The organism is Pseudanabaena sp. FACHB-2040 (assembly GCF_014696715.1).
Classification (GTDB): Bacteria; Cyanobacteriota; Cyanobacteriia; order Phormidesmidales; family Phormidesmidaceae; genus JACVSF01.
Map to the genome: position 1 here is coordinate 512,842 of NZ_JACJQO010000022.1, position 20,615 is coordinate 533,456.

At 54.8% G+C, this 20,615-nt stretch carries 13 protein-coding genes; 2 read left to right on the forward strand and 11 right to left on the reverse strand.

What is annotated here, in order from left to right; genetic code table 11:
• Positions 1 to 51: 51 nt before the first annotated feature.
• The 5 genes from H6G13_RS25285 to H6G13_RS25305 all read right to left on the reverse strand — a co-directional run bounded on the left by H6G13_RS25285 (position 52) and on the right by H6G13_RS25305 (position 11,302).
• Positions 52 to 2,613, reverse strand: a complete 2,562-nt coding sequence (locus H6G13_RS25285) for a glycosyltransferase family 2 protein (RefSeq protein ID WP_190488083.1) — start codon at positions 2,611 to 2,613, stop codon at positions 52 to 54.
• Positions 2,610 to 5,216 (reverse strand): cellulose biosynthesis cyclic di-GMP-binding regulatory protein BcsB, encoded by a 2,607-nt coding sequence (locus H6G13_RS25290; RefSeq protein ID WP_199306722.1) that lies wholly within the window; start codon positions 5,214 to 5,216, stop codon positions 2,610 to 2,612. Before H6G13_RS25290 ends, H6G13_RS25285 begins: the two co-directional genes overlap by 4 nt.
• Before the next feature lie 79 nt (positions 5,217 to 5,295).
• On the reverse strand, positions 5,296 to 6,540 hold the full coding sequence (locus H6G13_RS25295) for a glycosyl hydrolase family 8 (protein ID WP_242028511.1): 1,245 nt from the start codon (positions 6,538 to 6,540) through the stop codon (positions 5,296 to 5,298).
• A 311-nt stretch (positions 6,541 to 6,851) separates the two neighbouring features.
• Positions 6,852 to 9,167 (reverse strand): tetratricopeptide repeat protein, encoded by a 2,316-nt coding sequence (locus H6G13_RS25300; RefSeq protein WP_190488089.1) that lies wholly within the window; start codon positions 9,165 to 9,167, stop codon positions 6,852 to 6,854.
• Positions 9,168 to 9,175: 8 nt separating this feature from the next.
• Positions 9,176 to 11,302 carry a hypothetical protein gene (locus H6G13_RS25305; protein WP_190488091.1) on the reverse strand — a complete coding sequence of 709 codons (2,127 nt, stop codon included), beginning with the start codon at positions 11,300 to 11,302 and terminating at the stop codon, positions 9,176 to 9,178.
• A 344-nt stretch (positions 11,303 to 11,646) separates the two neighbouring features.
• Between H6G13_RS25305 and H6G13_RS25310 the strand changes: the two genes are divergently transcribed.
• Positions 11,647 to 12,192 carry a hypothetical protein gene (locus tag H6G13_RS25310; RefSeq protein ID WP_190488093.1) on the forward strand — a complete coding sequence of 182 codons (546 nt, stop codon included), beginning with the start codon at positions 11,647 to 11,649 and terminating at the stop codon, positions 12,190 to 12,192.
• Between the two features lie 157 nt (positions 12,193 to 12,349).
• Here H6G13_RS25310 and H6G13_RS25315 read toward each other — a convergent pair whose 3' ends face one another.
• Positions 12,350 to 13,144 (reverse strand): hypothetical protein, encoded by a 795-nt coding sequence (locus tag H6G13_RS25315; protein ID WP_206756545.1) that lies wholly within the window; start codon positions 13,142 to 13,144, stop codon positions 12,350 to 12,352.
• A 571-nt stretch (positions 13,145 to 13,715) separates the two neighbouring features.
• On the opposite strand from H6G13_RS25315, the gene H6G13_RS25320 reads away from it, so the two are divergent.
• A complete protein-coding gene (locus tag H6G13_RS25320) occupies positions 13,716 to 14,606 on the forward strand; it encodes a peptidoglycan recognition family protein (RefSeq protein WP_190488098.1) in 891 nt (296 codons plus the stop codon).
• Here the strand turns inward: H6G13_RS25320 and H6G13_RS25325 are convergent.
• The 5 genes from H6G13_RS25325 to H6G13_RS25345 are packed head-to-tail and all read right to left on the reverse strand — an operon-like array spanning position 14,523 to position 20,557.
• Positions 14,523 to 15,449 (reverse strand): Npun_R2821/Npun_R2822 family protein, encoded by a 927-nt coding sequence (locus H6G13_RS25325; protein ID WP_199306725.1) that lies wholly within the window; start codon positions 15,447 to 15,449, stop codon positions 14,523 to 14,525. The genes H6G13_RS25320 and H6G13_RS25325 overlap by 84 nt on opposite strands.
• Positions 15,446 to 16,489: an Npun_R2821/Npun_R2822 family protein gene (locus H6G13_RS25330; protein WP_242028512.1), complete on the reverse strand. Its 1,044-nt coding sequence runs from the start codon at positions 16,487 to 16,489 to the stop codon at positions 15,446 to 15,448. Before H6G13_RS25330 ends, H6G13_RS25325 begins: the two co-directional genes overlap by 4 nt.
• Positions 16,486 to 17,454, reverse strand: a complete 969-nt coding sequence (locus tag H6G13_RS25335) for a glycosyltransferase family 10 (RefSeq protein WP_190488101.1) — start codon at positions 17,452 to 17,454, stop codon at positions 16,486 to 16,488. The genes H6G13_RS25330 and H6G13_RS25335 overlap by 4 nt, the downstream gene beginning before the upstream one ends.
• Positions 17,455 to 17,498: 44 nt before the next feature.
• On the reverse strand, positions 17,499 to 18,737 hold the full coding sequence (locus tag H6G13_RS29545) for a glycosyltransferase (RefSeq protein WP_190488103.1): 1,239 nt from the start codon (positions 18,735 to 18,737) through the stop codon (positions 17,499 to 17,501).
• A gap of 29 nt (positions 18,738 to 18,766) precedes the next feature.
• The gene (locus tag H6G13_RS25345) at positions 18,767 to 20,557 is read right to left on the reverse strand and encodes an ABC transporter ATP-binding protein (RefSeq protein ID WP_347277530.1); all 1,791 of its coding nucleotides are present in this window, start codon (positions 20,555 to 20,557) and stop codon (positions 18,767 to 18,769) included.
• Between the last annotated feature and the right edge of the window lie 58 nt (positions 20,558 to 20,615).

A 20,615-nucleotide genomic window follows, 5' to 3' on the forward strand; every position in this document is an offset into this window, starting at 1 on the left:
CTAGATACCGCCTCTGCATTAACAAGTTTAAATTAGACTTAGACCAGAAATTTAGACTACGACAGCAGAATCGTTGAGGCTATAGAGCAGCGTTTTAATGCGCTGACCCTGCCGCGAATCTAGCACCTTTGGAAAAGACACCTCCAGCAGAGGAGCTTCCCCTGAGCGATCTAGCCGCTCCACCTGAGCCACCAGCTTAACAGCGTCAGCGGGTTCGGGGGTTGGCATGACTACGACGCCCACTGCCTGCCCCTGGGTAAACACTTCCGGGTGAAGGGACAGGAGATGGTCTGGGCTAATAGCTAGCTGCAGCGTGCGGCTGTTAATTTCCAGCGCTGTGGAGGGAAAGTACTGCCCCTCAATGTAAACCTGACCAGGCGTTTGAATGCGCTTGCGAACCTGCACAGATTCCATTGGTTTGGGTTCCCGAAATGCCCTCAGCAAGCTGGTTGCCAGGAATTTAATCGACTCCAACGGTCTGTCTGCAATGTTTCTAGTTTGGGAGTACCACTCTTTGACGTCGGAGTAGAGCACCACTACCAGAGCATCGTGCTGAACTGGAGTCATGTCTTCAAACGCGACGGCTAAGATGACGTCGTCTTCGCTACGCGGAGTCACTCGAATGACCCGACCGCTGACAAAAGCTCTGGCTCCGTAGTCTCCATGCAGCTCAACATCAATGGCATCGGGCAAGTTAGGCCAGTTCTTGAGAATGACCCGGGCTCCGGTTTCACTAATGTCTAGGGTGACCCCAGTAAACGTTTCTGGCCCGGCATAGATAATAGCGGGCAGATGACGATCCAGTCGATGGGACTGCCGCAGCTGGGGTTGCTCTAGGGCCACTAGAATGGCCGCACTCAGCAGCAGCACATTGACCATGCACCAAATGGCGTTAATCAATACAGCATCCCAGGTTTGTAGCTCGGTCACTAGCCAGAAGGGCACCATCAACAGCGACAGCACGCTCAAGAGCCCAGCGATCAGCAGCACTCGGACAGAGCCCCAATCAAAGGTGCGGCGAGTTACCTGCAATCCTTTGTCGGTGACGTTGAATGAACCCAGCTTGGGATTGAGCAGGGCCATAAACGTCACTAAGCCATCTTGAAAGGCCATAGCATACTCAAAGATTTCGTTCCAAAAGGAGAAACGAACGCCTCTGTGAATGATGTAGTTGGCGTTAAGGGCCAGCAATATCGAGGGCAGGGCATAGGTCAGGGTCTCTAGCCCCAGACCCCGCACAGAGTTAATGCCAAATACTAGAAAAGCAATGGGTGCGATCGCATACATCAGCCGAGGAAACCCAAAAAAGAAGTGGGTGGTGGCTGAGGTGTAGCAGATGCGCTGGGGAATAGTCAGCTTACGGTTAAATAGCGGCCATTCCAAGCGCAAAATTTGGGCCATGCCACGGGCCCAGCGGACCTGCTGACCAATGTAAGACGAGAATTTCTCAGGGGCTAACCCAGCGACCATGATTTTGTCGTAGTAGACCGTCTCATAGCCCAGCATGTGCAGCCGTAGGGAGGTATGACAGTCTTCTGTCACCGTCTCTACAGCAATGCCGCCGATCTCCAGCACATGGCTCTTGCGAACCACCGCCGCCGACCCACAGAAAAAGGCCGCATTCCAAAAGTCGTTCCCCCGCTGCAAAATCTTGTAGAACAGCTCATTGCCCACAGGAACTCGACCCTGGGTCAGCAGGTTGCGCTCAAAGGGGTCGGGGTTATAGAACCAGTGGGGCGTCTGCACCAAAGACACCTTGGGGTTGAGGAAAAAGCCCACGGTGTTAATCAAAATATTGCGGCTGGGAATGTGGTCGCAGTCCAAAATCAGGATTAAATCCCCGGGGGTGCGCCGCATGGCGTGGTTGATATTGCCTGCCTTGGCGTGGTCATTATTGTCCCGCGTCATCAGAGTGCAGCCAATTTCCTGGCACAGCCGCCGCAGTTGCTCCCGCCGCTGAGGATACTTGCGCCCATCATCCAAGATATAGACGTGTTTTTTGTTCGCCGGATAGCTGATTGCAATGGCTGCTAGGGCCGTCTTGCGAACGATCTCAACGTCTTCGTTGTAAGTGGGAATGTAAATATCAACGCTTTGCCACTGCTCCTGGGGAATGTGGGAGATATCGACCGCCTTGCGGTCCTTAATTTTGAGCGTCTGAAAATAGGCCAGGAGCAGGGTCACAATCGCATAGAGTTCTGCCCCGTAGAGCAGCAGGCTAAAGATCGCATTGACCCAACCATCTAGGTTCAGGGTATTAAACGTCCGGTAGTACAGGTAGCGCAGGGTGACTACTATGCTGAGCCACATCAATAGCAGGTGCATGTGGGCACTGGTTTGCTGCCGTTTTTGGCGTTCCTCCAGCCATACTAGCAACCAGCCTAGAGCGATTAAAATGCCCGCCAGCACAGTCTGCTGGCGCAACGGTAGCGGCGTAATGATTAGCGGCAGGGAAAAGATCAGGGCCAGCAGCAGCAGCCACAGGACGCTGCGCTGACCACGTCCACCGAGGGTCCGCTCCATCCAGATCGGCAGGGCGTCAACCAGATCGCTAAACCAAGTAAACCGGTGACCCGGAAGGGGAGCATTGGTTTGAGGAGAGGGGTTGGTCATTGCAGTTCTCCTGATTTACTAATCCGATTGAGATAGAGCTGGGAAACACCGTAGGCAATCAGGGCCAGCAGCACTAGGCCAGTCGGCAGTAAAAACCAGTTGGCCTGCATGAAGGAGACGGTACGGGTCACCGGGCCGCTGCGATTAATCTCGCGCGGCTGGTTTTGCGTCAGGGTCGTCACTGCAAAATCACTGTCGCTAAATTCAGCTGGGTTGGCTGTGGTTCGCTTCACCAGCACTGTGTCCCCTTCAAGCTTGGAGAAAAGCTCGTCTCGGCGGAACAGCTGGCGAATGTCGGCCAGCCCCTGTTCACTTTGGCCGGTCAGACCTAACAAGATGCGATCGCGACTCCAGGGAGACGCAACTGCCTGAATCACGCCTGCGTTGTCAGGCAGGGTTTGCACCAGGCTTTGATTTTGTCGCCGCAAAAACCGTTCTCCTAGCGAAAAACGATCTGGCTGTTGAAACACCTCAGGAATTGGAAATCGGTTGCGAAGCCCAATGCCCACCAGGTTTTGCTGCTCTCGCACATTATTTGGCAATCCGCCTGCCAGATACACTCCTAGCTTGACTGAATCGGCTTGACTGAGACGACCCAGCCGGCCACTGACCTGAAGCAGGGTCAGCACCTCGGCGTCAGAAGGATTGTCTGGCAGCACAAAAGCCATCTGCGACAAATCCTGGGGGGCCGCCAGTGGGAACCCAACCTGTAAATGCCTAAGATCAGGCAATTGCACAATGTTGGTGCGCTGCAGATTAAAGCTGCTGTCGCCATGAACCGTTGCCCACATCGGCTGGTCGGGCACCTCCCCACAGGCAATCACCGCTGTTTGAGGGTAGGTAAAAAACTGAACCTCCAGCGTTGACGTGGGCGACATAACTGCAGGCGGCACCTCTACCGTAATAGAGTCACTACCACCTTTAGCCGACGATAGCCGCTCACCGCCAACCCCCTGACCGTTGATCCGAACAGTCACAGAGGAACGCCGCGTATCGATATTGGGGCCGTAGCTGTAGCGGAGCGTAAAATTACTGCCTTTGAGAAACTGATCGTCGGGCAAAGTATGCAGGGGTATAGAAATCGGGGGGGGTGCCGGCAACCCATTTACCGTGATGTCTTGGTAGGGCTTGCCGTCTGCTGTCAGAAGATCGCTCAACTGCAGTCGATTCCCTTCAGCTGGCAAATACCCCGGCCAGTCCCTAGGTGCAGGAGAAGGGACGTCAGCCACCTCGTTTACTAGCACTGCCTGGCCAGTCGCGAGCTGCCGATCAACGGGTTGGGCCAGCATCTGTACCGCCTTGAGAACAGCAGGCGAATCGTTACCCGTGGCCACTAATACCGGATGACTGCCATCAGCTGTGGTCGTTAGCATGAGGACGCCCACACCGTTGGGTAAAGCCTGACCACTGCCGTCTAAAACTTTGTTGTCTTTAATCGCAAACGGCAGCGCTAGCTGAGCTAGGGCAGGCTGCTCTGCCGGAGTCCCCAGCACAACCACCCCAGATTCGGCTCCAATGTCATCCAGGCCATTCACCAGGCGAGTCTCAATGGCTCGGAAGTTAGTCAACCTGGAGGCAGCGGCTTGAAAACGACCCGCTGCAGTCAGCCAAAGGTTATCGACCGATTTGGGGCGCAGGTAGGTCAGCTGATCGGCTTCTAACCCCAGGTCATCCAGGAAGGGATAGGGAAAGTTAGCAAAGTCTAGAGCAACATCCTGGGGCTGATAGTTCATCACGACCTGGGAGTCGGGCAAGATTTCAGTCCACAGGGTGGGATCAGTCGGGTCGGTACACTCCTCAGACGTGTGCTGCTGAGCTCGGATAATCAGGGTGTTGTAGTCCTGAATGAGGTTAGCTGGCACATCAAAGAGAACGTTGCCGATTTCGTCCGGCTTGCGGTTGAGCGGCAAGCTGCCCAGATGGGAGTTGTTCAGCCTCACCGTCAGGTTAGACCGACTGGCAACTAGAGCCGGAGAGTGGCGGAAGCGAATCAGCACCTTAGCCGAGTTGACCTGCCAGTTGCGAGGCCGGGTAAAGCCTAGCCGGGCCTGCGAGAGCACCCCTCCTAGCTGCAAGGCATTGCCCACAACTGGGCTGCGGTTAAACTGCAGGACATACTGGCTTGAAGCCGGTTGGGCTGGCGTTGACGAGGCTGCTGGCGTTGGCTCCTCTGGTTCTGGCGTGGGCGCAGCTGGGGCCGGGGTAGCTAGGGCAGGTTGGGGTCTAGCCGGTGCTGAGGGCCGGGGCGATGGAGCAGGCGAGGCCTGTCGGGACGGCGGCGAGGCCGGAGCAGACCGTGCAGGGGGTTCAGCGGGCCGAGGCCGGGGTCTGACGACGGGGGCTTGGGGCGCGGGACTGGGCAAGGAGTACTCTCGAATGACCTCGTCTTCCTGCTTTTGCACCGCCTCATTGGACTGAGCCATGACCTGAGGCATTTGCAGACAGAGCAGCAGGGTCAAGCAGCCTAAGCCTGCCCCCCAGGCTAGCCAGCCTGAGCGCCGACCTGACCAGAAACCAGAAGTTTTGCCAGATCGACGGGAGCTAGTTGGGATTGAGGATCGCCGCCAGCTCCGCCGCCGAAGCTGCTGATTCGGGAGCTTCAATAGAAGTTGCTTTATGAAATTACGCATAGGGTTAAGAGCTAGTTTGAGTCAGTTCAACTGGCTTGAAGAAGGTTGTTTATCAAGGGGTTCCCTTTAATAGGGAGGCGGGCAGACGTTCAGCTGGAAATAGGCCCAGCCAGGCCAGGTTTTGCACATAGTAGGCATCGTTGTTATCCCAAATTCCTTGGCGGTAGGCAGTTAACAGCTTTTCTCGGCGTAGACTTTCAGCAATCTGTGGTTCTATCCGTAGAAAAGCTGGGTAGAGCATGGCGTATTGGGCAGTCGCTTCGTAATCTACGAGGGCCTGCCCCTTGAGATCCAGCACGGCTGGAATGTTTTTTTGGCTCTCCCACTGGGTCTTTAAATAGCCCAGGTGTTCGGTCAAAAAGCGGTCGGCTCTAGGTTCTCCAAACCAGGCGGCATCTAGCGCTATTCGCCACCAGACCCGGTAGGCATCAAAGCCATAGTGGCTTTTCAGAGTGCTGTTTCTGCCGACGGGTGCTAGCTGCTGTGTCGCCATTTCCAAAACGACCCAATCCCCAGGTAAGCCCTGAGGAGAGAGGTCTTTGGTTTGGTTCAATACGCGGTAGCTACTCTCGACTAGAGCGGCCCAGTTCCGGTCTGGATCAACTTGAGCAAAGAGGCGAAAGGCATAGGGAGCTAGGTAGGAGGGGTTGAGATAGACCTTGCCAGGGCTGGGTTGAAATGCCTGCAAAGGGCCGGGCAAAAGATATCTGAGGGAGTTCTGAGCTTCCACTGCAGGCAGCATTAGAGTGGAGAAGTCCCAGAGGTCAGCCAGCTTTTCCTGGGCCAAAGCCTCGTAGTCTGGACGGTTCCAGCGCCGAGCTGCCAGAATCAAGGCTGTAGCAGCATCAATATCGGCATCGCTGGCGAAGTTACCGTCGATAACACCCCAAGAACCGTCCTCGCCCTGCCCCCATTTCCAAGCCCATAGGCTGTCGCCCTGAGCACTCCCTTCTCGCCTCAGGTTGCTTTCAGCCCATTGCAGAGTCAGTTCAAAGGTGGCGGGGTCGTCTGCCATCACAGCTCGCAGCAGGGCATACGCCTGTCCCTCTGAAACGGTACGGGCGTTGCCCTCCCAGTCGATTACTCGCCCATCGGCCTGAATAAAGCGCTGCCGGTAAGCAGCCCAACTCTCCTGCAGCAAAGCATCGGTAGAGAGGGCTGCCGGGTCTCTACCAGGCTGCTCTCCAGCGAGGTTGATTGCGGTTTCAACTGTAGGTGCGAGGTCTTCATCAAGAGGGTTAGCTGCCGTTGGAGGCCCCTCTTGGCTACAGCCCAGCAGACCTAAGCAGACAGCCAAGCCGACTGAACTGAGAACAGCTTGCCTGCTGGCATAGCTACGCCTGAAGCATTTGCACCCAGGGTTGCGCCCAAGATGCCAGGCAGATCCGAAAAGGGAAGTGGGAAGCATCGGTTTAAAAAGCGCTGGCGTGCGACTGCTATTGCGGGAGCATACTGGCAGTTATGCGGGTATTTCATCCTAGGTTGCCTTAGATCAGGTAAACGCGTTAACGATGGGTCCTGATCTTTATCAAAGAGTGCGATCGCATGTGAAAACTGTTAAGACGCACCCCTAAATCCTGCCGACGAGGCACTTCTCTGAAGCTGGCCCTAAAAACGCTCCCAAGGCGGCTGAATACCTCGCTGTTGCAACAGCCCTGCCTCGATCTGCTGAATCTGGGCAGATACCTGCGGATCGGCAAGGCCCTGGGCCTGCTGGAACTGTTGCCAGGCCCGCAGTTCCTTAATGGCCTGCAGCGGCCGACCTTGGACCGCATTGAGAGCCGCCAGAGAGGTGCGAGCTACGCCGCTGCTGGTATCGAGCGCTAGCGCCTGATTGTAAAGTTCGTTTGCCTGGGCCAAGTTACCCTGCTGAAATTCCAATCCGCCTAGAGCCAGCAGGGCATCGAGGTTGTTGGGCTGCTGCTGCAGGATTGCGGCGTAACTCTGACGGGCCAAGGCCTCATCGCCAGTCTGTTGGGCAATGTCTCCCTGCACAAAGTAGAGGTCAAGATTATTAGGAGACTGGGCAAGCAGTCGGGCAATCTCGGCTCTAGCCTGGGCTGGGTTGCGGTCGGCCAAGACCTGGAGCGATCGCAACTGCAGGCCCAAATTACCAGGCTCAACGGCCAGCAGTCGCTGATATAGATCGGCCCGACTTGGATCGGGCGGCAGAGCTGCCGCTAGAGCAATCAGTTCCGGCGGCGGCGTACTAGCCCCATACTGCTGCAAACTCTGATTCAAAACAGCGGCGGCCTGCGCTTCACTAATTAACCCAGCTTGGTAAGCCAAAGATGTTCGGCCCAAGGCAAAGGCTGGATCCTGAGGATTCTCAGCAATGATCTGGTCGTAAAGTGCGATCGCCTCTCGGTTGAGCCCCTGGCTCTGGTATACCGCAGCTAGGCCCTGAAGCGCACCACGTCGAACATCTAGAGTTCGGCTGCTGCTGATTAGGGCCTGATACCGCTGAATACTGGCATTGAGATTGCCTTCCCGACGGTCAATATCAGCCAGCAACAGCTGAGTTGTATCCCCATCCCGCTGGCCTGCTGGAGTGCTCGCGTAGGCAGCCAAAGCTGACTTGGCTGCCGCTAGCTGCCCCTGCTGAATCAAAATTTGGGCTACGCGAAAATTGAGAAAGCCCTCAGGCGATCCTGCGGCCAGCAGGCTTTGGTAGAGCGGCAGCAGATCTGCAATGGGCGGATCGACTCGGCTCAGCGTTTGACTAATACTGCGCACCTGTGCCGGATCTCCAGGAAGGCTAGGAAACGCTGCCCGCACCTGCTGGACAAAATCCGTCCGGGAAAGTTGCCCAGTTTGATACGCCAGCACCTGCTGACTAAAGACTAAACTGCTGTCATTTGGAGTTTCTCGGCTGAGTGCCTGCACCAGTTGCAAAGCAGAGGGTCGCCACTCCGGCAGGTTGCTAAAGACGGCAATAGCCTCCCTGCGAATACCTGGCGGTAGATTGGGCACTGTCGTTAAAACGGTTTGATAGATCTGGGCTGCCTCTTGAGAATAGGCAGTTTGGCGGCTGTACTCTCCAATGGCATTCAAAGCACGGGCTAGTGTGAGACGAGCATCGCTGCGGCCTCGTAGCGGTTGGATAACCTCCAGCGCCTGTTGATACTGGGCATTTGCTGCGTAGGCTGTACCCAGAGCGCCCCGCAGCCGAACCTGCTGAGTATTAAACTCTGGAGTCCGGTTTAGCTCTGCTTCAAGCACCTGAACAGCCTGGGCCACACTGCTGCTCTCGCGCAGCGCCTGAGCATAAGCAATCGCCTGATCGCCTCGCACGGCTCCGCCCGCAGCCTGGTAACGGTTAAACAAACTCAGCCCGGTTGCGTAGTCACCACTGTAGGTGTACGCTTCTGCAGCTGCCCCGACAACAGCAAGACTTTGCGTCTGGGGCAAGACCAGCGCATAGTCGGCCAAGGACTGAGAAAATAGCCCCTGATAGTAGTAGAGCTTGGCGCGTTGGGCTCTGGCATCTAGGTTGTTGGGCTCTAGATCGAGCAAGCGGGTCAGCGCCTGAATGCCGATCGGCTGCCATTCTGCCCGAAATTCACCCAGGAACCCCAGGGAGCTGAGGGCTAGCCGATTGTTGGGGTCCAGCTCCAAAACTCGCTGATAGGCTGCTAGAGCATCTGCATCTCGGCCTGCCCGCCGATAGGAGATACTCAACCCCAACTGAGCGTCAATATCTCGGGGATTTTGCCTAAGAATCGCTTGAAACGCGCCAATCGCTTCACTGACCCGATCTTGGGCCAGTAGAGTATACCCCTGCCGCACCGCCGAAGATTGGGCGTAAACAGCGGTAGGCGGTAGCCCGCTCAGAGAGAGAACTGGGGCTGCCAGCATGGCCAACCCAGCTAAAACCAATCGCTTAAACCAGTATGGGGAGACAACAGTTTGTTTTGCAGACATGGCATTTCTCAATCGAGGGATGGGCTGGGGGATAAATCGAGACCACTGCGAATGCGGAAGCCCGCAACCGATTCCGAAAACTGATTGAGCTGTTGAAAGGTAAAGCCAACCCGAATGTTAGGTAACACTTCGAAGTCATAGAAGACCTCCAGCGCATCTGGCGTTAGTCCGTTAACCGACGCTGTGGACAAATTGCGGCCATAGGCCAGCCCCAATCGATCATTCTCCATAAACAAGTCGAGGGCGTTTAGGCCCAGGCTGTAGGTATCTGTCGCGAAGCCGGTGTCTGTATTGTTTAGCCGTCCGTAGCGGCCAAACAGACCGATGTTTGCCTCTGGAATAAACCACTCTGCGTTGACGCCGTAGGCACTGAGCCGATCCTGCGTACCCTGAAACTGGGTATCTCTAGAGGTTAGATAGGTGCCCCGCAGAATCAGGTTGCCAGTTCGGAAACTCAGTTCGCCTGCAAAACCATCGAGCGCGAAGTCACTGATGCCGGGGGCAGAGGAAAAGGCTGACGCACTCAGGGTAATGTCATCGTTGACGGCCCACTGCACTAGCCCACCGGGTCGGGAGGCTGTGACGTTAGCCCCGGCCAGCAGCGCTGGATTGGTATTAAAGATTGGATTAAAAAAGTCGCGGCCAATATCTTTGGCAAAACTATTGCGATCAAAGTAGGAGGTTAGATCTAGCTGCCCCAGCCTGAACCGCAGGCCAGGTGCATCGGGTATGGACGCAGCCAGATACAGCTCTGTCAGCTGAACGCCGTCATTGCTGGTCAAGTCAGGCCCGGTTACAACGTCTAAGGTGCCCCCTACTAGAACGTTCGGAGTCAGAAAGGTGGCGGCATTTAAACGAGCTCTAGCGGAGGAGCGATCCCCCTGCAGCACGTAGAGACCCTCCACATTTAGATTGGTTTGGGTGAATGCCAGGGTCTCTTGCGGAGCCAGAGGGCCAGCAAATGCATTGGCTCCTGCCTGAGTAGCAGCCTCTAGAGACTGTGCAGTAGCTGGCGCGATCGTGGCAGGAGCAGTCCCTGGAATTGTCCCAGCCGGTATCGCTGGCGCAATTCCAGGCGGTACTGGTGTGGGCTGGGCCGCTGGAGGAATAATGGGTATGGGCTGGGCCGGTGGCGGTGGCACCGCACCGACATTGACACTGGGCGCTGTTGGAACAGTTAAGGTCGGAACAGTTGAGGGTTGACTGAAGCTAGCCGTTGCCCCGGTATTAAAGGGAAGTTGGTTGGGGATTGGCTGAGGGTATACAGGGGCAGGAACACTGCCCGGAAAGTAACCAAAAGCCCCAGGCACCTGCCCATAGGGATAGTAGCCAGGGGCTTGTCCATAGGGGTAGGAAGGTTGCGGTTGCGGGTAGGCAGGAGCTGCTGTTGCCGCTGGAGGTGCCACCCAGGGAGCAGCGCCTGTCGGGGAATAGGCAGCGGGGGGTGCGATCGCAGTTGGCCAAGCACTGACTGCACCCGGTGTCCCGGGCATGGCAGTAGAAGGCATCATAGGCACCCAAGCTGGATAGACCATGCCATAAGGTGTGGGTGCCCCGGTCATGGGATTGCCCCCTGCTTCGGGCATCCCCGGATATGGCATGCCATAGGGCAGCCAGACCATAACCCAAGTTCCTGCCGGAGTGGCAGCAGGTGCGCCAGCAGGTTGAGCCGCTTGAGCAACCGTGAGGGGAGGGGCGACCTGCCACGGTATGGGCATCCCAGCGGGAGCGGCCCCAACCGGCGGAACTTGGGCTAGAGCGGAAACAGGCTGGCTTGGGGCAAGGCTACCGGGCCAAACTTGAGCCAGTAATGGGGTGCTACTGGCTTCTTGCTGAGCCGGGGCAGCCGCCAAATCTGCAGGCAAAACATTAATTGAATTGAGGCGCAAGGGCGAACCTGTGGGCGCTCCGAAGGAAAAGGCGGCTGCAGGTTCGTTGGCGGTTGAAGGTAGCGAAGGCTGAGTTTCGGGTGCAGCAGCGTTTGGCGCTGCTAGTGCATCAGTGGCGGGCTCTGGTTCTGCTGCTACGGTGGAACTTCCAAGCCCTACTATCCCATAGCTCAGAATCAGTGATGAGAGAAGCAGTCCGGTGGACAATCTGTAACGAGTGTAAGAAGATTCAGGCAAGTGGGGCATAGCAGCACGTTTCTCCGAGTAAATATAGGGAAATGGATCGTGTCTGACTTAGGGATGTTGAGTATCGAATTTCAATAGACCTACAAGGATTTTCGAAGTAGCGCCCTAACCTTTTTCACTTATTGTTGATACTTTTCCGAACGTTTATGCGTAAACTTTTGCCGCCTTGGTTACCCCTGATATTGGTACTTCTGATTGGTTACGGTTGCACTCCTTTGCAGAGTGTGATCGGGATTTCCAGCAGTTCGTCACCGCTTGCTTTGAGCATTGAGCAGATTGAGCCCGCTGGCCAACCAGGAAACTATGCTCTGCGCGGGAAAACATCTCTCCCTGACAAAACTCAGTTGAGTGTATCAGCCATTCGCAACTTTGATCCCGGCACTTTAGCTGGAGATGGAGAAAGCGAGGCAACCCAGTTTGTCATCCTTGATCGTCAGTTTGCTCAGGTCGAAAACGGCACTTGGCAGACAGCACTCAATCTCTGGCAAGTTGCCCCAGATGGGCGCTATAGGGAGAACTGGCAACTCGATAGGCCAATTCCGCCGGCAGGGGCCTCCCCTAGCTCAACCATTACCTTTTTGGTAGCACTTGAGCCTAGCGCTTTCTCCAGATCGGTGGATCGCAGAGCGGTTGCAACCCTAGACGAACCAGGTAATACACTTTTGAGCTTTACTTCCTCTGGGGAACCTTATCTGCAGGTTAGCCAGGCAATAGCAGTGGCCCTACCAACAGGACAGGCGCAGGTAGGTCAACTCACCCTAGAACCCCCAAAGGATCCTTGGGCGGGACGATCCAATCTGAACGCTGCTGCTGACTTTGATCAGCCACCAACACTGCCTTTTGAGGAGAAAGATAATCTGCCGCTGCCTCAGAGTAATATGCTGAATTGATTCTTCCTAAAAAGAACCCGTAAAACATCTCATGGGACAATAAAGTTTGTTTCATGAGATGTTTCTTTAGAGTATGCAAAGCATTTACCTAAGCCAGTTTGCAGAGACACTCTAATGGCATCTCTGCAATTATTGACAGCTGAATTAAAGGTTGACTCTACGCAGCTAAGCCATTAGATCCACCAGCCCGCAGCTCTTCAACTTGCGTAGCTAGATCCTTAAGCTGCACCAGCAAATGGTCAAGCTGTCCACCCTGCACATCGCCATTGCTAGAGCTATCAGCTGCAAGATCTGCGGCTCCATTGGAGCGGGCATAGCTAGCATAAGACTGAGCTGCTGACAGTGCCATCGTGGCCTTGTCTTTTACGACGTTTACAGTGTTTGCTGAGGCCGGTTGCCGATGAGATAGGTCGGTGTAGCTGACGTAGGAAATCGTGTCAGGGTTGTTTACTGAAGCAGCGTGACTGACTACAGGCATTCCCTGGGAAACTGTGGCAGTGTGGGCTGTACTATGGTTGGGAACGGCTGCTAGAGGAGCCCGTTGAACCTGTTGATTGACAGCTTCTACAGGGGACTGAGGTTCAAGAAAAGCGTCTAGGTGTTGAGCTCGCAGGCGCAGCTCAGAAAACTTGATTGCCTCTAACTCACTCTGTTGAACAAGCAGGTCTTGCTGCAGGCCAGATAGTTTAGATTCAGCTGCCTCAGATTTCCGAGATGCTTGACGCCATCCTGCAAATCCCATGATACTCGCCCCGAGCGAGACGCTAATAATGCCTGTGAGCCCCAGATAGGGACCTGCTAGATCTCGAACTTCAGCAGAAAAAAGAGGGCGGTTTTTTAGCTCAACAGCAACAACTTCGGAACGGTACATCGCTAGCGGTGCTGTGGAGACAGCAAAGATGGCACCAGCGATACAGGCTGCAGGAATTAAGGAGCGTTGAATGGATGACATAGACATAAGCTGAATCTTCAAGAAGTAGGACTCGACACACAACCAAGACGGGAATTGGCTGATTAAGTAGATTGTCTTTTCCGTTGGAACACTGAGCTATCTGGTTACAAAGCTTCTCTATGAGACGTCCGGCTTACGCGGTAAATAGCATCTTCATTTTTCTCAACCCGTCTTAACTCAAGATAACCAAGCCTACGGATTTAATGGTTTATGGGACGTAAAGTATTCCAGGAAACTAGTAAAGCTAGGATAAAACTTGAAGGGGTTTCAAGCTTGGCAAGTTCTCTAAGGCACATAGGGGCTGCATTTGAACCAGTCTCAGTATGGAAACTGAGTAGAGGCTGTGTTCGAACCAGTCTCAGTATGGATACTGATAGGTGGGGGGTGATGTCCCCTGACGTGAAGAGCTGTTGGGCAAGTTAGTTTAGAAGTAGGAAGCGCAGTCTTGGCGCTAAGTAGACCAGTAGGAGATCCCCCGAAGAGAGAGGGGCCATTTCGGAAGAACTAGGCTAAAGTTTTTCCGTAGACAGCGTAAATATATGGTCATGTTGGGAGTTGAAGGGCGGCCCCTATGGTTAAGCGATTGTGGCTAATTGGCCTCCTGAGCCTGGTTTTGGTTGGATTCCTTGAATTTTCGGTGCGGGGAGCGGATGTGGCAGTTCCCCTGGAATCTATGATGAGCTCGTTCGGGCTGCCAGTAATGAAGCAATCGTCAGAGCAGGCGCTGAGACCAGACGAATCGGGAGGGCCAGCGGATTTTCAGGTGACCTTTGCGGCTGCGATCGCACAGTCAGCCCCCAACTACGTCCCTCGGGAAGAAACGGCTCTAGCCGATCCGACTAACTACGGCGATCGCTTTGCCACCGACGTTTATGGTCGGCCTGTTTACAACGACTTTATTGCAGTGCTTCACGAAACGGTAGGCTCGGCTCAAAGCGCCATCAATACCTTTCGTACACCCCATCCGCGCGATGACGACCAGGTCAGCTACCATGCGCTGATTGCCCAAGATGGCACCGTGATCTACATTGTGCCGCCAGAAAAACGGGCCTTTGGCGCAGGCAACTCCGTATTTAACGGGCCGCAGGGACCAGAGACAGTACTGACTAATCGCCAATTTCCGCCCTCGGTCAATAACTTTGCCTATCACGTCTCGCTGGAAACACCCTCGGATGGTCGCGGCAATAGTCGCACCCACAGTGGCTACACCCAGGCACAGTATGAGTCTCTGGCCTGGCTGTTGGCGCGCACAACCATTCCTGAGAACCGCATTACCACCCACCGCATCGTAGATCGATCGGGCAATCGGATGGACCCGCGCAGCTTCGACACCACTAAATTTTTGACCCTCCTGCGGCGATATCCCAGTCGCGCTGGGTTAGCCGCGGCGGAGTTTACTGAAAGATCGCTTGAACTGGCGCAGCAGGAAGGGGGCTTGAGTCCCAGCCGTAGCCGGTTCTAAAGGGCGCTCCTCCGGAGTCCTCAGGTATCGGTAGTGGGCCCAGATATCCCAGTAGGGGCACCCCGGGGCAATGCGGAAGCCTGCCCAGTGGAGGTAGTCTAGGGGTTTGCCAACGCTAGGATCGATGAGCTTCATGCCATCGTATTGGAAATGACGGGTTCCGGCCCAGTTTCCGGGGCCGCCGCCAGCCTGTCTGACCAGATTAAAGCGGCGCGAGATGCGCTTGAGGATCAGATAGTTGATGATGGGCTGGTCAGACGTTTTTTGAGAAAAGTCGAAGTAGTCGGGGTGGGCAGCACATTCGCGGAAGGTTTCGTAGAGATCTGATTCCTGGATTAACCCTCGCTTGGAGGCCCAAAAGCCGCCATTGAAGATGTCTAGCAGTTCGTTCTCGGTAAAGATCCCCTCTGTCAACACTTTTGGGGTAAATACGTTCTCAATGCCGCCGTTGTGCTGGTAGTCGTAGCAGAGAAAGTCAAACTGGTCGAGAGCATCGAGGGTGTTGACGATGGGGCTGAAGACGACCACATCGGTATCAATATAGAGAAAGCGCTCGAAGGGGCCAAACCAGCAGGCCTGTTTGCGGAACTGGTTGGGTCGGGCGAAGAAGCCGGTGCCGAAAATATCGTGCAGGTTTTGCGAGAGGCGCTCGATAAAGTCTAGGTCGGGATACAGCTCAACTCCGTAGTCTTGCTGCAGCCGAGCCGCCACGATCTGGTAGTTGTCGTCGTAGGGAATTAGGCAGATGGGCGTGTCGGGGTCGTGCAGGCGAATGCTGTTGAGGCATGCGATCGCAGTATCGATCACCTTATCGTTGGCCGTAATGTAAATGCCGCGCTTCATCGCTGGGTTCCTGAAGATTTTCCTAGAGTAAGCTGTCGGGTAAGGGCGCTTAAGTATCGCCGCCAACCTGGCACAGATTGATACGGTTTTAGTCTGCCCATTAGGCGGGGGCGACTGGTCGGGTCGTGGAGGTAGCGGTAGTGCAAAAAGACCTCCCGGTAAGGAAAATCGACATTTTCCCCGGCACAAAGCTGGCGAAACAGCCGAGACGAAACCCCAATGTAATGGAGATAGGTCAAGGGATGACCCCGGTCGTAGACTTGCCCTGCTTCAACTGTGAAGTGAGTTGATGTGATAGAGTTGCCAGTTGCCTGATCAACAGACAGACTCAGCGCCAAGTTGCAGGAGGCTAGCCCAGTACGCATCACCAAGTAGTTCAAAATCGTTTGATCCGGAGCCATCGGATACAGCACGGCGGCTTCTCCCTGCTGTAGGTAGCCCAAGATTGGCCCTAGCTGATCAGGGCTAAACGTGCCTCTTTTGGCAGCATAGAAGCCAGAGCAAAATGCCTGCCTGCGCAGCTGCTCGGCTGAAAAAATTTGGCTGAGCTGAGGAGCCGCTACGGTAAAGACGTGCGTGAGGTCTTTGTGCTGGTAATCATAAGTCACCCAGTCGCAGGTTTCTAATGCCTGAGAAATGGGCTCAACTGAGCTGAGCAGCACAGTGTCAGCATCCATATATAGGAAGCGATCGAAGGGGCCATCAAAGGCACAAAAGCGACGGTGGGTGCCCTGGCGATGAATGCCGTGGCTGCCGATCGCCTGCCACTGCTGTTGGGCCGTGGGGTGGGTCGCCCAGATCTCTTCAACAAAGCTATCCCACCGATCTAGGGAAGTGCGATCGCAATACAGCTGCACCTGGGGCCGTTCAGACACAAGCTGCCGCACTCGATCTAGACGGTCATCGTAGGGGTAAATGCAGATCGGCAAGTCCCGCCCGGCATTGGCCTCAATGCTGTTGATCAGGGCGACAAGCTGGTCGTAGACAGAGTCGTTGGCGAGGGTGCAGATGCCGTCCATAGCGAAGTTGCTGGGTTTCAAGAAAACTGCTCAACGTAGTCTGAGAGCCAGTTCAGCAGATTGAGCTGGTGCAGGATGATCTGGCGGGCTTCTGCGATCGCAGATCGAGCCTCGTACCAGGCATCGGGCGTAGCGGTGACGGCCTGGATATACTGCAGGCCCTTTTCATCTAAGCTGGGCAGCCTAAGGAAACTACCCGGCGGCAGCAACTTGTCTGCCGCGCCGCCGCCATAATAAATCGGCAAGCACCAGGCTAGCAGAGCATCCCAGAGCTTTTCGCTGGCATACCAGTCGTTTTCCGCATAGTTTTCAATGGCCAGATTGTAGTAGTAGGGAGCCATGACGTTCCACTTATTGCCGACTGAGCCGGAAGTTGTGGCCCAGTCAGGCAGATCGCGGCCATAGAGATCAAACTCTACTTCATGGGCCTGTAGCTGTCGCAAAAAGTCTAGCCGCTGACGATGGCTAGCAGTGCGGCTAATGCCGGAGGTAATCCAGCTGCACTGCCGGAGCTTCTGAGGGGGAGGCAGCTCATTGAGTTCTCGAAAGGAAGTGCTGAGGTACCAGATCGCAGGCATGTAGTTAGGCACTGGGGCTAAATCGTCTGGGCCTGAGACGTAGCCACAGTACTGCTGGGCCTGGGCATAGTTGACCTGAGCGGTGGGAATGACTTCTGGCAGCGGCGGCTCTCGCAGTAAATAAATCAGCCGTTCTTTGGGCACCCCTCGAAACTCAGCTGCCGGATCCCTGGGAGGAGTAGGGGGGCGCAGCCGCTGCCGCAGGCGCGAGCGCCAGGATTGAGGGGGCTGGGGTCTGGGAAAATCAAACTGATAGAGCAGCAAAAAATCGGGCTGCGCTGCCCCAGACTGCATCTGAATCTGCTGCCACGCGCCAAACGGATGGGGGGATTGGTTCCACATCCAATCGCTCGGGCTAGGCCGCAGATTGACGTAGCTGCTCACCATGCCAACAGTCTGACGATTCATAGGCTGCCAATTAAATGAAGGAGCAGAAAACGGTCAATATAGGCTTAGTCAAGCGATAGCTCAAGCTCTGACCACGGCGGCTGGCTGGGCTGAGGACGATACTGGGGCTTGACCTGCTGCAAGATATTAGCAATGCGATTTTCCCAAGAAAACTGCTGGCTGTAATGGCGATTTTGGCTGTAGCCTGCGCTCTGGCGTGGATATTGCTGCAGCACCTGCTGCAGGCAGCGGGCGAACTGTATGGGCTCATCCGGCTCACACCAGGCCATTGCCAGCTGAGGCTGCTGAAAAGGCTTTAACGGGGGAATGGCAGTAGCCGCAATGGGGGTGCCAGAGGCCAGGTACTGAAAGAACTTAACGGGATTGGTAAATTCTGCCTCTTTGCCAGAACAGTGCGGGTGCACCAGCACATCGGCAGCCTGCAAAAGACTAACCAGCCTTTCTCGAGGCAGCACCCAGCCTAGAAAGGTGACATTCTTTGCCTGCCGCTGCTTGGCCTTATCTTGGTAGGCCGCAACCTGCTCCGGGGTGCCCCCCGTCAGGACAAACTGCACTTGAGGCAACTCCCGCGCCGCCTCGATCAAGAGATCAATGCCTTTGAATCGGTAGAGCGCTCCAGAGTAAACCGCTAGCTGCTGCCGCCCTACCTGTAAAAGTTCTCGCCGCCAGTCAGCAGCTTGGTCAGGTTCGCGCTTGAGAAATACGGTTTCAAAGCCGTTGTGCATTGCGATCGCTTTTTCCTCAGGCATCCCTTGCTTAATCAAACTGGCCCGCGTCAATTCAGACTGCGTAATGGCTACTTGAAGGTAAGGGCTGTTGACGATTTCAGGTTCTAGCGGATCTTTTCGGAAATAGTGCAGCTCGAAAATGACCGGAACTTGCTTTTGCACAGCAGCTTTGGCAAAGTTCCAGTTGCGCGTGTGCACCAGCTGCGTGGTGCGGAGAAAATGCCAGGGAAAATAATACTTACAGACCAGGGTGCTGGGATGGGTCCATTTACTGGTCGACTGGTGGGCAAACCAGGGCAGGGGCAGCGGAGCCACCTGCAGGCGGGGCTGAACGTTGTAAAAAGCCAGAAACTCTGGATCCGGTTTTTGAGGTTTGAAGGGATGCAGCCAGGCCAGCGGATTGAACTGGCCGGACTGAGGCTGAAGGTAGGTCAGTACAGTTGAGTAGCCTAAATTTGCAGCCGCGTTTGCACACAGAACGTCGTGAATTTCGTGGGCGGTATCTGGCTGCAATGACAGGCGATCGCTATAGAAAAGGTAGTGCCGTGGTTTCACGAGGTAGCTCCCTAACCAACCCTGCCTGCTTAGGAGGGCAAAGATGTTGTTTCTTGACCCGACTGAGCCAGCTCCAAGTTTTGGCTAAACTGCAGGGCATAAAGCCGAGCGTAATATCCTGCCTGGTCTAGCAGATCGGCATGGGTACCGACCTCGACGACTCGGCCTTGATTGAGCACCGCAATTTGGTCAGCCTTTTGAATGGTCGAAAGGCGGTGAGCAATGACCAAGGTAGTGCGATCGCGACTGATATTGTCGATAGCCTGCTGCACCAGCCGCTCAGAAACCGTATCTAGAGCGCTGGTCGCCTCATCCAAGATTAGAATATCAGGATCTCTCAGCAGGGCTCGGGCAATGGCCAGGCGCTGTCGCTGCCCGCCAGAGAGCATAACGCCGCGATCGCCAATGGCCGTTTCAAATCCCTGGGGCAGATTCATGATGAATTCATAAGCGTTGGCCTGTTTTACCGCACCCACCACCGCTTCATGGGTCACCTCATGGCAGCCATAGGTAATGTTGTCGTAAACAGAAGCGTTGAATAGAAAAGTGTCTTGACTTACGATGCCCATTGCCCGCCGCAGAGAGCTGACATCATAGGCTTGCAGGTCGACGCCGTCTAATGTTATCTGGCCCTCAGTGCAGTCATAAAAGCGGGGCAGCAAATCTGCCAGAGTTGACTTGCCCGCCCCAGAAGCGCCTACCAAAGCTAGCGTCGTTCCTTTGGGAAGTCGTAAGGTGACGTCTTTTAGCACCCATTCCGCCTGCCCTGGGTACTGGAAGGAGACCTGATCAAAGACAACTTCATGGTTTAGGCCGCTGTAGAGCTGAGTGCCATTGCTCATAAAAGGCTTATCAAGCCGATTGAGAAAATCGTGCACAATCTGAGCGCTAGGAGTACTGCCAGCAAAGCGACTTCTCAAGGTGTTTAGCTGGCTGACAAAGGGAAGCAGCCGAGACAGCACCAACAGGTAAGTCAGCAAAACCGTCGAGAGCGTCGTTAGCTCATTGATAAACAAAAAACGACCCAAAACAACGATAGCCAAAACCGTGAGAATACCAGCCATTTCGTTGATTGGGCCGATGGCTGCAAACGTCATTTGGGCCGATAAGTCTACTTGTTCGCGCTCCTCAATCAACCGGCTGAGGTGAGCGTATTCTTTTGACTCGTTGCCGGTAGCTTTGACCAGACGAATGCCGGAGAGAATTTCTAACAGAGCAACCGAGTATCCACGAGATTTAGCTGACAGGGCATCTCCCTGCTGGCGAGCCAGCCTGACAAAATACTGGTTGGCTAACGCGACCAGAAAGAGCAATCCGGTAGAAACCAGGGTCAGCTGCCACGAAATCGCCAGCAGCAAACCCACAAACACTAGGATCGTGATCGCCGTGATAAAAAATTGAATAACGGTTCGAATTGCTTCAGAAGTTCGGGCTGCTTCTGTGCCTAGCGTATTGATCAGATCGCCAATTCGATGGCTCGAATAAAAATCAATATCCACCTCCAACAGCAGCTGAATTCCATCCTTACGAATCGAGTTGGTCAGCGCCTGCGACAGCCGATTGGAGGTTAAAGAGCCCATATAGGCCGTCAAATTTTTGAGTGCGATCGCAAGCAAAATAAGGCCCAGCATAGCCGCAAAGCGCTGCCCTTCAGGAATACCGTCAAACAGCGAGAGAATTCTTTGAATAATGGGCGGCATTCCCCTAAATTCTCCCTCCTGCCCCAAAAAGCCAAAGATAACGGGAACTACCAGTGCCGTACTAACGCCATTAAAAATAGCTCCCGAAAATCCCAGTAGGGCTGAAAGCACAACTAGCACAGGGTGCCTTGAGGCAAATTTAAGGAGAAGTTTTTGGGAAGACATATAAATTTAATTA